At 66.0% G+C, this 13,826-nt stretch carries 11 protein-coding genes; 7 read left to right on the top strand and 4 right to left on the bottom strand.

Annotated elements, in window-relative coordinates; translation table 11 throughout:
• Window positions 1–57: 57 nt before the first annotated feature.
• Window positions 58–1,773, bottom strand: coding sequence for an acyl-CoA dehydrogenase family protein (locus C6570_RS13825; RefSeq protein WP_106704706.1), 1,716 nt, complete (start codon window positions 1,771–1,773; stop codon window positions 58–60).
• 89 nt (window positions 1,774–1,862) lie between these two features.
• Between C6570_RS13825 and C6570_RS13820 the strand changes: the two genes are divergently transcribed.
• The 3 genes from C6570_RS13820 to C6570_RS13810 all read left to right on the top strand — a co-directional run bounded on the left by C6570_RS13820 (window position 1,863) and on the right by C6570_RS13810 (window position 4,620).
• Window positions 1,863–2,759 carry a LysR family transcriptional regulator gene (locus C6570_RS13820; RefSeq protein WP_106703738.1) on the top strand — a complete coding sequence of 299 codons (897 nt, stop codon included), beginning with the start codon at window positions 1,863–1,865 and terminating at the stop codon, window positions 2,757–2,759.
• A gap of 51 nt (window positions 2,760–2,810) precedes the next feature.
• A complete protein-coding gene (gene msrA, locus C6570_RS13815; RefSeq protein WP_106703737.1) occupies window positions 2,811–3,347 on the top strand; it encodes a peptide-methionine (S)-S-oxide reductase MsrA in 537 nt (178 codons plus the stop codon).
• A gap of 187 nt (window positions 3,348–3,534) precedes the next feature.
• Window positions 3,535–4,620, top strand: a complete 1,086-nt coding sequence (locus C6570_RS13810; RefSeq protein ID WP_106703736.1) for a substrate-binding domain-containing protein — start codon at window positions 3,535–3,537, stop codon at window positions 4,618–4,620.
• 237 nt (window positions 4,621–4,857) lie between these two features.
• On the opposite strand, the gene C6570_RS13805 is transcribed toward C6570_RS13810, so the two are convergent.
• From C6570_RS13805 to C6570_RS13795, 3 genes are all read right to left on the bottom strand, one after another.
• Complete coding sequence (locus tag C6570_RS13805; protein ID WP_106703735.1) at window positions 4,858–5,919, bottom strand: YeeE/YedE family protein; 1,062 nt, start codon at window positions 5,917–5,919, stop codon at window positions 4,858–4,860.
• Between the two features lie 215 nt (window positions 5,920–6,134).
• Window positions 6,135–6,782, bottom strand: coding sequence for a uracil phosphoribosyltransferase (gene upp, locus C6570_RS13800; RefSeq protein ID WP_106704705.1), 648 nt, complete (start codon window positions 6,780–6,782; stop codon window positions 6,135–6,137).
• 215 nt (window positions 6,783–6,997) lie between these two features.
• Window positions 6,998–8,545, bottom strand: coding sequence for a helicase HerA-like domain-containing protein (locus C6570_RS13795; protein ID WP_106703734.1), 1,548 nt, complete (start codon window positions 8,543–8,545; stop codon window positions 6,998–7,000).
• Window positions 8,546–8,607: 62 nt separating this feature from the next.
• On the opposite strand from C6570_RS13795, the gene C6570_RS13790 reads away from it, so the two are divergent.
• The 4 genes from C6570_RS13790 to C6570_RS13775 all read left to right on the top strand — a co-directional run bounded on the left by C6570_RS13790 (window position 8,608) and on the right by C6570_RS13775 (window position 13,822).
• Entirely contained in the window at window positions 8,608–9,336 is a 729-nt protein-coding gene (locus C6570_RS13790) for a YebC/PmpR family DNA-binding transcriptional regulator (protein WP_106703733.1), read from the top strand.
• A 257-nt stretch (window positions 9,337–9,593) separates the two neighbouring features.
• On the top strand, window positions 9,594–10,871 hold the full coding sequence (purD, locus tag C6570_RS13785) for a phosphoribosylamine--glycine ligase (RefSeq protein ID WP_106703732.1): 1,278 nt from the start codon (window positions 9,594–9,596) through the stop codon (window positions 10,869–10,871).
• Between the two features lie 346 nt (window positions 10,872–11,217).
• Window positions 11,218–12,033 carry a formate/nitrite transporter family protein gene (locus C6570_RS13780; RefSeq protein WP_106703731.1) on the top strand — a complete coding sequence of 272 codons (816 nt, stop codon included), beginning with the start codon at window positions 11,218–11,220 and terminating at the stop codon, window positions 12,031–12,033.
• The gene (locus C6570_RS13775) at window positions 12,020–13,822 is read left to right on the top strand and encodes a bifunctional protein-serine/threonine kinase/phosphatase (protein ID WP_106703730.1); all 1,803 of its coding nucleotides are present in this window, start codon (window positions 12,020–12,022) and stop codon (window positions 13,820–13,822) included. Before C6570_RS13780 ends, C6570_RS13775 begins: the two co-directional genes overlap by 14 nt.
• Window positions 13,823–13,826: the final 4 nt, after the last annotated feature.

Genomic DNA, 13,826 nt, shown 5'->3' with positions numbered 1-13,826 from the left:
AGCCTGCGCCATGCGCAACGCGCCCCTTATCCGATCGCCTTCTGTGGGCGGTGCGGGTCAGCGGGACAGAATCAATGCGGTGTCTTCGTCCGCTTCCGCATCGACGTCTGCGGCGAGCGGGTCGTTCACTTGCAGACGGTGGCGCAACACCCTGCGCGCCAGCGCCTGGCGAACAGCGCCCGCGCCCTGCGTGCCTTCCCACGCCATGGCGATGGCCGAGGTGACGTGGTACAGCGCACTGGCGGCGCGGCGCGCCAGCGCGTCTGCGCCGGGCATGGCCGCTTGCTCCGCCAGCGCCGTCGCGCGCACCAGTGCTGCTTGCAGGTCGCTGCGCAGCGCGGCGTCGATGCCGGGTTCGGCCAACAGCTTGCCAAGGTGGCGGTTGAGCGCCGGCAAAGAGGCTTCGCGGCGGATGGCGCGGATCACGTCCAGCGCAACGATGTTGCTGGTGCCTTCCCAGATGGAGCCCAGGTGCGCGTCGCGCACCAGGCGCGGGTCGGCAAATTCCTCGATGTAGCCGCAGCCGCCGCGCACTTCCATCGCGTCGCCCGTCACCTTGCGCGCGTCGCGGCAGGCGCGAAACTTGATCAGCGGCGTCAGGATGCGCAGCAGCGCGTACGCCTCGGTGTCGCCCGTGTCAGAGCGGGTCAGCGTCTGCGCGGTTTGAAACACCATCGTGCGCGCCTGCTCGGCCGGCACGATCAGCTTGAGCAGCTGGCGGCGCATCAGCGGCAGATCGACCAGGGCCTTGCCAAATGCGCGGCGGTTGCGCCCCACATACAGCGCTTCGCTGACGGCGCGGCGCATAAGGCCTGCAGCGCGCACGCCGTTGGACAGGCGCGAGTTGTTGACCATGTCGGCCATCTGAACAAAGCCACGCCCGCGCTCGCCCACCATCCAGGCTTGCGCGCCTTCCATGCGGATTTCGCCGCTGGCCATCGACCGGGTGCCCAGCTTTTCCTTCAGCCGGATGATGCGGTAATGGTTGTGGCTGCCGTCGTCCAGGTCGCGCGGCAGAAGAAAGAGCGACACGCCTTTCATGCCGTCCGGGTCGCCTTCCACGCGCGCCAGCACCATGGCCAGCGCGGCGTCGGGGTTGGAGCAAAACCATTTGTCGCCGCTCAGCAGCCAGCGGTTCGGATCGCTGGGGTCGGGGCGCGCCAGCGTGGCGGTGGCGGCAATGTCAGAGCCTGCGCCCTGTTCGGTCATGAACATCGCGCCCTGGGCCAGCGTGTCCAGGTCCAGGCTGGTCAGGCTGTCGAAGTAGCGCTCAACCAGCTCGGGCGCGCCAAATTTCTTCAACGTGCGCGTCAACGAATCGGTCATCGACACCGGGCAGCACAGGCCGAACTCGGCCTGCACGAACAGGTACGTCAGCGCGTATTTCACGGCGGCGGGCATCTGCCCCTGCCAGCCCAGCACGTCCTGCCGGTGCGACACCGCGGCCAACGCGAACTCTTCGAAGGCGTGACGTTCCAGCTCGACATAAGCGGGGTGCTTGAGCACCTTCTGCGCGTCGACACCGGTGCGGTCGCGGTACTGCAGCTCGGGTGGGTTCTTGTCGGCCACGCCGGCCAGGTCGTCCAGGCGCGAGCCAGCCAGGGCGCCCAGCCGGTCGAGCGTCGGCGTGAGGTGCGCTAGCAGATCGGCGGGCAGGTAGATCGACAGCAGCTCGCGCAGGGCCGGGTCGGTCGTGAAGAGGTTGGCGCCGTGCTGGTCGGGCACCGGATGGGGAGCGACCAAAGCCGACAGTGCGGGCGGATTTTTAGTCATCGTCTTGTCTCCTTGTTGGGGGCATTCTTGATCTTTGATCAATACAACTCCAATATTGACTATGGAATGATCAATACGAAAATCAGAACATGGAGCTGAGGCACCTGCGCTGCTTCCTGGCGGTGGCCGAAGAACTGCACTTCGGCCGCGCGGCCGAGCGCCTGGCCATGAGCCAGCCGCCGTTGACCGTGGCGATCCAGCAGCTCGAGTCCGAAGTGGGCGCCGCCTTGCTGCTGCGCAACAGTCGGGGCGTGCGGTTGACGGCGGCCGGTTCTGCCTTGCTGCCCCGGGCGAGGGCGCTGTTGACAAGCGCGTCCCAGGCCATTGGTGAAGCGCGCGAGGCGGCGCACGGCTTGTCGGGCAACCTGGTCATTGGCTTCGCGGGCACGATGCTGTACCGCGGGCTGCCGCAGATGCTGCGCGACTTTCGTGCCGAGCACCCGCGCATCAAGCTGAGCCTGCGCGAAATGAATTCCGGCGAACAGGTGATCGAGCTGCAGCACGATCGGCTGGATGCGGCCTTCGTGCACACCAGCCGCGTGCCGGCCGGAATGCACCAGATCCTGGTGGCCAGCCAGACCTTCGTGGCCTGCCTGCCGGACCACCATGCGCTGGCTGGCGCACGCTCCGTCAAGCCTTCGCAACTGGCTGGCGAGCCGCTGGCGCTGGTCGCGCGGGCCGTCTCGCCGGACTACCACGAGCGCACGCTGGCCATGTGCAGCGCCGCGGGGTTTGACCCGGTTTCGGTGCATGAGCTGCGCCATTGGCTGAGCGTGGTGTCCATGGTGGCTGAGGGCCTGGCCGTGGCGCTGGTGCCCGCCGCGCTGCAGCAATGCGGCATGGCGGGCGTGCGCTACTTGCCGTTGTCGCAGAAAGAGGCGGCGCTGCCGCGCTACGAAACCCGCTGCCTTTGGTCTGCCGCACGCGACCAGCCCGCGCTGGGGTTGTTTTTGAACGCCGTGCGCACGGTGGCCCAAGCCGGCTAGCATGGATGCTCACAGGGGCGCGCAGTGCGGCCCACCAAGCCGGGGTTTTTTATGAGTACGGAAACAATTGCGTTGGGCGGCGGGTGCTTCTGGTGTACCGAAGCGGTTTTCAAGGAAGTGCGCGGCGTGCTGGACGTGGAATCCGGCTATAGCAACGGCCAGGAAACCGCCCCCACGTACGAGCAGGTGTGCACCGGCCGTACCGGCAGCGCCGAGGTGGTCAAGCTGGTGTACGACCCGGCGCAGGTCAGCACGCGGCAGATTCTGGAAATCTTTTTTGCCACGCACGACCCCACGCAGCTCAACCGCCAGGGCAACGACGTGGGCACGCAGTACCGCAGCGGCATCTACTACACGACCACGCAGCAGCGTGACGTGGCCAATGACCTGATCCGCGAGGCGGGCCAGGACAAGCTGTACGACGGCAGCATCGTCACCGAGGTGCTGCCGCTGGCGCACTACTTTGCGGCCGAGGACTACCACCAGGACTTCTTCGAGAAGAACCCCACGCAGGGGTACTGCATGGCGGTGGCGGCGCCCAAGGTCAGCAAGTTCCGCAAGACATTCCGGGATCTGGCCAAGGGCTGAGGCGTAAACGGGTTGAAGGTGTTTTGGGGCTCCAGCGACCGTCTGATGCGCGCTGGCAGCTATCAAAAATGTAGTTTTTCGCGCGAGACGCGCAGGTGCTTGCCGCCGCTTGCCTGCTGGCGCTGGCGTTGAGGCACGCTCAGCCGCGTCACCACGCCTTCGCACCCACGCGCTTCGCTGACGAACGATGAAGCAGGTCTCCATTCGCCCGGTCTGGACCATTCAGGACCCGTCCGGCCCCGTGCTGCCCGCGCGCCTGATCGAGCTGCTGGTGCACGTGGCTGAAACCGGCAGCCTGCTGCAGGCCGCGCGACAGCTGGCCATGTCCTACCGCCGCGCGTGGGACATGGTGCGCGAGGGCGAGGCGCAGTTCCACGCGCCGCTGCTGGCCATGGAGCGCGGCCGTGGCTCCAAGCTGACGCCGCTGGGCGCGCGACTGGTATGGGCCGACAAGCGCATCCACGCGCGCCTGCGCCCCGTGCTGGAAAGCCTTTCTTCCGAGCTGGCGCAAGAGCTTGGCGATGCGCTGCGCGAGGCGCCCGCCGCCCTCCGCATGCAGGCCACACACGGCTTTGCCATCGAGCGGTTGATTGAGCGCCTGTCGCAAGACGGGCTGACGCTGGCCGTGACGTACGGCAGCTGCGCGGCCGCCGCAGCGGCGCTGCGCGAGGGCAAGTGCGATGTGATCGGCATGCACATTCCGCTGGGGCCAATACAGGCGCTGGCCCTGCAAACCTACGCGCCCTGGCTCAAGGGCTTGCCGTTGACCTTGATCGACGTGGCGACGCGCAGGCAGGGCTTGATGGTGCGCCCCGGCAACCCCAAGGCGGTGCTGGCGCTGGCCGATCTGGCGCGGCCGAATGTGCGCTTCATCAACCGCCAGGCGGGCTCGGGTACGCGGCTGTTGCTGGAGGGGCTGCTGCGTGCGCAGGCCGTGGCGCCAACCGAGATTGCCGGTTTCGAGCACGGCGAATACACGCACGCCGCCGTGGCCGCCTACGTGGCCAGCGGCATGGCGGACGTGGGCTTCGGGCTGGAGACGCCGGCGCGCGACTTCAAACTGGATTTCGTGCCCCTGGCGACGGAGCGCTACTTTTTGCTGTGCCGCGACCAGCTCATGTCCACCCCCGCGATGCAAACGGTGCTGAGCGTGCTGCGCGAGCCGAGGTTTCTGAAATCGCTGGCCGGCTTGCCGGGGTACGACGCCACCGGCGCAGGCGCTGTGATGCCGCTGAGCCAGGCGTATCCCGGCCTAGGCGATGGGCTTGGCTGACGCTGAGAGCGTGTGGGGGCTAAGGCGTGCCGTGCGGGCGCTGTGCGCCTCTGTTCAATATGAAATCAGCCTCTGGCGCTGGTGCAGTCAGCGCCAGTAGCTATCAAAAGTGAAGTGATTGGCGCATTGACGCTGTGGGTGCAAGCGGGGCGCTTGCCGTTGGCGCCAGCGGCCACGAAGCTGTGCGCGCGATTTGCGAAGACACGCAGACGTCTACCTGCGGCAAGCAGGCGTTGATCAGCCCATGCCGCGCGACCGCACCCGCAAGGTGATCAACGCGCCCACCACAATGCCCAGCAGCGCCGGTACGCTGGCCACCGCCAGCGCCGACAGGCCTGTCAGCCCGTGGCCAATGGTGCAGCCCAAGGCCAGCACGCCGCCAAAGCCCATCAACACGCCGCCGAAGGCCGACGCGGCCAGGCGCGATGGGCTGTCAAAGCCTTCCCAACGCGCGGTGCGCGTGGCCAGCGCGGCCACCAGTGCGCCCAGCAGGGTGCCCACCACAATGGCCGTGCCCAGGCTGAAGTTGCGGCCCGCCGCCATCTGCAGGTACAGCAGGGTGTCTGCCACCGGGCCCACGAAGCTGAGCGAGATGAGCGGAATCGGCTCGAAAGGGTCAAAGCCCACGTTCGCGCTGATCCACCAGCCCGCGGCCACCAGCGCGCCGATCACCAACGCGCCCAGCCATTCGCGCGGGCTGCGCCGCAGCGCGGGGCGCCACAGCGCGTACGCCAACAGCAACGCCGCCAGCACGGCCGTGCTGGCAATCACCGCCACCAGCGCGGGAACCCCCTGCGCCTGCAGCTGGCCGGGCAGCGTGCCGTGCGACAGCGTGACCGCGCCCCAGCCCTGCAGCCAGTGGCGCAGCGGGGCCAGCACGCCCGTCAGCGTGGCCTGCGCGCCCAGGCCCAGCGCCACCAGCGCCACCAGCGCACGCAGGTTGCCGCTGCCCAGCAGCACCAGCGCCCGCGCGCCACAGCTGCGCGCCAGCACCATGCCCACGCCAAAGAGCAGCCCACCCACGAACGTGGCTGTTAAGGAGAACCGCGCCCGCACGATGGGCGCGTTGGCCCAGTCGATCTGCCCGGTGTACGCCAGCCATTGCGAGCCCACCAGCGCCACGGCCAGCGCCAGCGCAAAGGCCTGCAGTGCAGGCGCGCCGCGTGTGTCACCGCCATCCTCACCCCGCCACTGCCGCAGTCCGCGCAACAGGCAGAAGCGACTGACCTGCGCCGCCGCGCCAAAGGCACAGCCCAAGGCCAGACCGGCCCAGAGAACGTGGTGAGGGTTGGGGTCCATGGTGCGTCAATCAGGGGGCAGTCGCCTGGTCGGCGGATCGTTGGCGGTGCGCGCAAAACCCGTCAATGTCATGGCCGGGGCTGTGTCGCTGACTGGCGTTGTCGCCAGCGCGGCAGAAGGGGCTGAGCCTCGTGGCGCCGGCCTTGCCTGGGCAAGCTGGGGCGGCGCTGCAGGCTGCGAGCGCCGACGGCCTGTGCGTCCCAGGAGTGCGGTATTTACTTCGTCCCGAAAATGCGGTCACCCGCGTCGCCCAGCCCCGGCAGGATGTAGCCGTGGTCGTTCAACTCGCGGTCGATGGCGGCGGTGTAGATCGGCACATCCGGGTGCGCCGCCTGCAGTGTGGCAATGCCTTCGGGCGCGGCCAACAGGCAAAGAAACTTGATCGAACGGGGGCCGGCGGCTTTCAGCTTGTCGATGGCCGCGACGGCGGAATGGCCGGTGGCCAGCATGGGGTCAACCGCGATCACGTCGCGCTCAGCCATGTCGGCGGGCATCTTGTAGTAGTACTCGACCGCCTGCAGCGTTTGCGGGTCGCGGTAAAGGCCGACGTGGCCCACGCGGGCGTTGGGCACCACGCGCAGCAGGCCGTCCAGCATGCCGTTGCCCGCGCGCAGGATGCTGGCAAACACCAGCTTCTTGCCGTCGATCATGGGGCTTTGCATGGTCTCCAGCGGTGTGTGGGTTTCGACCATCTGCACCGGCATGTCGCGGGTGACTTCGTAGGCCATCAGCATGGCCAATTCGCCCAGCAGCGTGCGGAAGGTGGTGCTGCTGGCCTCTTTGTTGCGCATCAGCGTCAGCTTGTGCTGAACCAGGGGGTGGGTAACGTGGTGGACTTGGGGCGTGGGAGTGGGCGCAGACATGGCGCGCATTTTAGGCAAGCGGCGCGGGGTGAGTGGCGCTCAAGCGTCGGTGCCCGCGTGAATCGCGGCGGCAGAAACGCGCGCCGGAGGACGTCGGTCAGCCCCAGATGGCACCGCAGGCGCGTTCGATATTCACGCCAGCCACAGGGTTGACTCTGCTTTTAAATTGATAGCTGCCAGCGCAGGCTGATAGGGCGCTGGCAGCCGCCGGGGCACTATTTTCGCTTGCCCCCCAGCAAGCTGCCCAGCGCTCCGCGCACCAACTCGCGGCCCATGCGGCGCATCTCGCCCTTGACCACGTTTTGCACCAGGCCGTCGTATTGGCCGCCGCGCGGGCCGGTGCGGCCAAACAGCGCCTCTTTGCCCAAGGTCATCAAGTCGCCAAACATGCCGCCGCTTTCGGCAGGCGCTGGCGCATTGGCGGTGCCTGGTGTGGCGGGGGCACCTGGTTTTGCAGCGCCCTGGCTGCCACCCGCCTGCACGGCCTGGTTGCCGCGCTGGGCCAGCATTTCGTAGGCGGATTCGCGGTCGACCGCTTCTTCATAGGTGCCGGCCACCAGCGATTCCTTGACCAGCGTGGCGCGCTGCGCGTCGGTGATGGGGCCGATCTGGCTGCCGGGCGGCAGCACGTACACGCGCTGCGTGACGCTGGGGCGGCCTTTCTCGTCCAGCAGGCTGACCAGCGCCTCGCCCGTGGCCAGCTCGGTGATGGCCTGCGCGATGTCCAGGCCGGGGTTGCCGCGCATGGTTTCGGCGGTGGCTTTCACCGCTCTCTGGTCGCGGGCGGTGAAGGCGCGCAGCGCGTGCTGCACGCGGTTGCCCAGCTGGGCCAGCACGGTGTCGGGCACGTCGATGGGGTTTTGCGTGACGAAGAACACGCCCACGCCCTTCGAGCGCACCAGGCGAACCACCAGCTCGATGCGCTCCAGCAGCGCCTTGGGCGCGTCGTTGAACAGCAGGTGCGCCTCGTCAAAGAAGAAGAGGAACTTGGGCTTTTCGGGGTCTCCGATCTCGGGCAGGCGCTCGTACAGGTCGGACAGCATCCACAGCAAGAAGGTGGCGTACAGGCGCGGCGAGGTCATCAGCTTGTCGGCCGACAGGATGTTGACCACGCCCTTACCGCCCACCGTCTGCATCATGTCGTCGATGTTGAGCATGGGCTCGCCAAAGAACTTGTCGCCGCCCTGGCTTTCGAGTGTGAGCAGCCCGCGCTGGATGGCGCCCACGCTGGCGGCGCTGACGTTGCCGTACTGCGTGGTGAACTGCTTGGCGTTGTCCGCCACGAAGGTCAGCATGCTGCGCAGGTCTTTCAAGTCAAGCAGCAGCAGGCCGTTGTCGTCGGCGATCTTGAACACCAGGTTCAGCACGCCGCTTTGCGTCTCGTTCAGATCGAGCATGCGCGCCAGCAGCAGCGGGCCCATGTCGCTGATGGTGGCGCGCACCGGGTGCCCGTGTTCGCCAAACACGTCCCACAGGGTGACAGGGCAGGCCACGGGCGTGGGCGCGGGCAGGCCGCGCTCTTTCAGGATGTCGGCCATCTTGCCGCCCACGCTGCCGGTCTGGCTGATGCCGGTCAGGTCGCCCTTCACGTCGGACATGAAGACCGGCACGCCGATCTGGCTGAAGGATTCGGCGATCTTCTGCAGCGTGACGGTCTTGCCCGTGCCGGTGGCACCGGTGATCAGGCCGTGGCGGTTGGCCAGGCCCGGCAAGATGAAGCATTCAATGTCGCCGCGCTGGGCAATGAGCTGGGGTTCGGCCATGGCTGTGCGTCAAAAGTAAAATCGCCGCATTATCCCAAGCACATCGCAGAAAGCAGCACTCCATGGCCGGACACAGTAAATGGGCCAATATCCAGCACCGCAAGGGCCGCCAGGATGAGAAACGCCAACGGGTCTGGACCCGCGTGGTGCGAGAAATCATGGTGGCAGCGCGCACCGGCGGGGGCGACCCCACCGCCAACCCGCGCCTGCGACTGGCTATTGAAAAAGCCAAGGCCGCCAACATGCCGGCCGACACCGTCAAGCGCAACATCGACAAAGCCACCGGCAACCTCGAAGGCGTGAGTTACGAAGAGATTCGTTACGAAGGCTACGGCATTGGCGGCGCCGCCATCATCATCGACACCATGACCGACAACCGCGTGCGCACGGTGGCCGAGGTTCGCCACGCGTTCAGCAAATACGGCGGCAACATGGGTACCGAAGGCTCGGTGGCGTTCCAGTTCAAACACGTCGGCCAGATCATTTTTGCGCCGGGCACCAGCGAAGACAAGGTCATGGAAGTGGCGCTTGACGCGGGTGCGGACGACGTCGTGACCGACGAGGACGGCGCCATCGAGGTGCTGACCGACCCCGCGCAGTTCGAGGCCGTGAAGAACGCTCTTGAGGCGGCTGGCCTGACGCCCGAAGTGGCTGAGGTGACCATGCGCGCCGAAAACACCATCGACCTGACCGGCGAAGACGCCGCCAAGATGCAAAAGCTGCTCGACGTGCTGGAAGACCTGGACGACGTGCAGGACGTGTTCCACAACGCCAACGTGGAGCTGGCTTGAAGCTGGCGTTGCCCCCGTCTGCACTGGCGCCAGCGTGCGCCGTGCTGGCCTGCCTTTTGGCGGCTTGCGGGGGCGATACGGATGCGTCCTGGTGCTTGGCCGGTGGCAATGGCCATTGGTCGGCTGGTTACAACACCAGCAGCTGCCCGCCTGAGCGGGCTGCGGAAGTCGTAGCGCCAGGGCTCGGTGACCAGTCCGGGCAGCATTGAAGGCACCCCGCCTGAATGGCCTGCGCGCGAAACAAGTGAAGTGAACCCATGAAGATTCTGGTGATCGGCGGCGGTGGCCGTGAACACGCGCTGGCCTGGAAATTGGCGCAGTCGCCCAAAGTGCAGCAGGTGTACGTGGCGCCCGGCAACGGCGGCACGGCCTTGGCCAGCAACCTGCAGAACGTGCCCATCACCGATGTGGCGGCGCTGCGCGACTGGGCGCTGGCGGAAAAGATCGGTTTGACCGTGGTGGGGCCAGAGCAGCCCCTGGCCGCCGGCGTGGTGGACGATTTCCGCGCCCACGGCCTGCGCATCTTCGGCCCGAGCAAAGCAGCCGCGCAACTCGAAAGCTCCAAGGCCTTCAGCAAGGCCTTCATGAAGCGCCACGGCATTCCCACGGCCGAGTACGAAGCCTTCACCGATGCAGACGCCGCGCACGCGTACGTGGAGGCCAAGGGCGCGCCCATCGTTGTCAAGGCCGATGGCCTGGCAGCCGGTAAGGGTGTTGTGGTAGCTGCTACCAAAGATGAAGCGCATGCCGCCATCGACGACATGCTGGGCGGCAACAGCCTGGGCGTGGCGCACAACGACGGCGGCGCGCGTGTGGTGATCGAAGAGTTTTTACAGGGCGAGGAAGCCAGCTTCATCGTGATGTGCGACGGCAAGAACGTGGTCGCCATGGCCACCAGCCAGGACCACAAGCGATTGAAGGACGGCGACGAGGGCCCGAACACCGGCGGCATGGGCGCTTATTCGCCCGCGCCCGTGGTCACGCCCGACGTGCACGCCCGCGCCATGCGCGACGTGATCCTGCCCACCGTGCGCGGGATGGACAAGGACGGCATTCCCTTCACTGGCTTTCTGTACGCCGGCCTGATGATCGGCGCGGACGGCAAGCCCAAGACGCTGGAATTCAACACCCGCATGGGCGACCCGGAGACCCAGCCCATCATGATGCGACTCAAGTCCGACCTGGTGGACGTGATGATGGCCGCCACCAGTGGCAAGCTGGACGAGGTCGAGCTGCAGTGGGATCGCCGCGCTGCGCTGGGCGTGGTGATCGCCGCTGGCGGCTACCCGCTGAACCCCAAGAAGGGCGACGTGATCACCGGCCTGCCCAAGCCGACCGACGACGTGGTGGTGTTCCATGCCGGCACAGCCGAGCAAGGCGACAAGACCCTCACTTCAGGTGGGCGCGTGCTGTGCGTGACAGCGCTGGCCGATTCCGTGAAGCAGGCGCAGTCCAAGGCGTACGACGCGGCGCGCAGCATTCACTTTGACGGGATGCAGTACCGGCGCGACATCGGCCACCGCGCGGTGAAGTAAGTCGTTGTTAGCGCGGGTGGCTTGGCGCGGCGTGTACCTGACTGCGCTTCGGCTGGGCCACGGAGTCATTCGAGCGAGTCAGCAGCAGTCTTGCATTTGCGCACGGTTTTGGACTTGCTCGCCTGAAAAGGTGCGGTTTGGCAACTGAAGGGCCGTACGCGCGCACCGCTTGCGGGCAAAGGCGGCTTATACACAGCGAATTTCTGCTTGGCACGTAACGTGCGTAAGACGTGACGTCCCCGACGCCTGAGCGACTCAGGTGGGGCGTATGGCAAAGGCGCCATGGACCAGCGATGGTTCATGGCGCCTTTGTTTTTGTCCAACGCAATGTCGTCAAGGTTCTCAAATGTCTTACATCGTGCCTTCGGAATTCGTCACCAAGATGGTCGACGCAGGTGAATCCAAGCTCTACATGGCGACGCGAGATGCCTTCATCCGCGCGCTGATGGCCGGGGCCATCCTGTCGGTAGCGGCCGCCTTCGCAGTGACGGTCTCGCTGCAAACGGGTCAGCCCATCGTCGGCGCCATCCTGTTTCCGGTCGGGTTTTGCATGCTGTACCTGATGGGGTATGACCTGGTGACGGGCGTATTCATGTTGACGCCGCTGGCCTGGCTGGATCGGCGGCCGGGGGTCACGTTGCCTGCAATCTTGAAACACTGGCTGATAGTGTTCGCGGGCAACTTCGCCGGCGCCCTGATCGTCGCCGTCTTGCTGGCATTTGTGTACACGTACGGCTTTTCAGCGCCAGCGGGCAAGATCGGCGACACGCTGGCGCATATTGGTGAGAACCGTACCTTGGGGTACGCGGCCCATGGCGTGGCGGGCTGGTTCACCATCTTCATTCGCGGCATCTTGTGCAACTGGATGGTGTCGCTGGGCGTGGTGGGCGCCATGGTGTCCACCAACGTGAGCGGCAAGGTGATTGCCATGTGGATGCCCATCATGCTGTTCTTCGCCATGGGGTTCGAACATTCCGTGGTCAATATGTTCTTGTTCCCCACAGGCCTGATGCTGGGCGGCAACTTCTCGATCGCCGACTACTTCATCTGGAACGAGATCCCTGTGCTGCTGGGCAACATGGTGGGCGGCCTGACCATGACGGGCCTGGCGCTCTATGCCACTCATGTCAAGACCGCGCCACGCAAGCATGCGATCGCCTGAGGGCGCTTCGGTGGGGGCGGGCAGCGGCAACGCGACGCCCCGGCTTCGTGTTCGCTTGGCACAAGCCAGCGAACGCGGGCAGCACGCACGCAACCAGGACTTCCACGGGGCTTGCGTCCCCAACGAAGAAGTGGTGCCGACCAAGGGTGTTGTGTTGGCCATCGCGGACGGTGTGGGCTCCAGCGAAGTGGCTCATCTGGCCAGTGAAATTGCCGTGCGCAGCATGCTGGAGGACTTTTTCAGCACGCCGGCCAGTTGGTCGATACGAAAATCCGCCCAGCGCGTGATTGAAGCGACCAATGGCTGGTTGTACGCGCAGTCGCGCCAGGCCGGGCATACCGGCGCACGCCGCGATCAGGCGTGCGCTTGCACCCTCAGCGTCTTGGTTCTTCACTCATGCACGGCCCATGTATTCCATGTGGGCGATGCGCGCATCTACCGCTTGCGCCAAGGCGAGCTTGAACAGATCACGCAAGACCACCGCGTCTTCATCGACGGTCAGAAAGGCGTGTCACGCGTTCTGGGTGTGGCACAGCACGTCGAGGTGGATCACGAAAGCCAGCCGATTGAAATCGGCGACGTTTTTTCGTTGATGACGGATGGCGTGCACGAGCACGTGGACGCTGCTGCACTGCGGCACGCCATGGCGCAGGCTGCCAGCCCCGATGCGGACTTGGCTGCGGTGGCTGCAGGGCTTGTGGCATCGGCGCGAAGCCATGGCAGCACAGACGACGCCACGATTCAGATCCTGCACGTGTTGGAGCTTCCTGAGCGCCATCTCAGTGACCTGAGGCAGTATGCAGGGCCGCTGCCGTGCCCGCCGTTGCTCAGCCCTGGACAGAGCCTAGATGGCTTGACCGTAGTCGAGCAGCTGCACGCGAGCAGCCGCAGTCACGTATACCTCGTCGAGCGAGAAAGCGCCGAGGGGCAGCCGACAGGCAGCGGGCGTTGGGTCATGAAGATTCCATCTCTGGATGGGCGTAACGACCCTTCCTACCTTGAGCGCATGCAGCTAGAGGAATGGATGGCAAGGCAGATTCACAGCGCCCATGTGGTGCGCAGTGCGCCCGCCACGCCGCACCGAAGCTACCTATATGTGCTGAGTGAATATGTGCCTGGCGTCACGCTCACGGCGTGGATGAGAGCGCATCCGAACCCTGGCCTGGATGCGGTTCGAGGCGTCATCGAGCAGATAGCGCGCGGCCTGCAGGCCATGCATCGGCGAGAGATTCTTCACAGGGATCTCAGACCAGACAATGTGCTGGTCGACGACCAGGGCGCGGCTTGCATCATTGATCTGGGCTCTGCGCAGGCCGCTGGGTTGCGCACGGCAGCAGAAGCCGACGAGCCTATGGGCGGCGTTGGGACATTAGCATTCACCGCGCCCGAACAGTTTTTAGGCGTTCGGGCCAGTATGCAGTCGGATCAGTACGCGTTGGCTTGCATGGCCTACCAGATGCTGAGTGGACGCCTGCCCTACGGCACGCGGGTGGCACGCGCCCGCTCCTTCGCCGAGCAGGCGCGTCTTGGCTATGAGCCGGTGGCGACGCCTGAGAGGGATTTGCCGGTGTGGCTCGATGACACGTTGGCACGCTCGTTGCATCCAGACCCAGCGCAACGTTTCGAGACCTTGTCAGAGTTCGTGCAAGGCCTGCGCCAACCAACAGCGTTGCGGCCTGCGCACAGATCTCTGAGCGAACGGCACCCGCTGCGGTTTTGGCAAGGCCTTTGCGCTGCTTTGGCGCTCGCCTTGTGTTGCTCCCTGTGGGCGCTGGTTCAAGTGGGTTGAAACT

Source organism: Ottowia oryzae (assembly GCF_003008535.1).
Classification (GTDB): Bacteria; Pseudomonadota; Gammaproteobacteria; order Burkholderiales; family Burkholderiaceae_C; genus Ottowia; species Ottowia oryzae.
The sequence above is the reverse complement of the archived record's forward strand: the minus strand, read 5'-3'. Positions and strand labels throughout refer to the sequence as shown.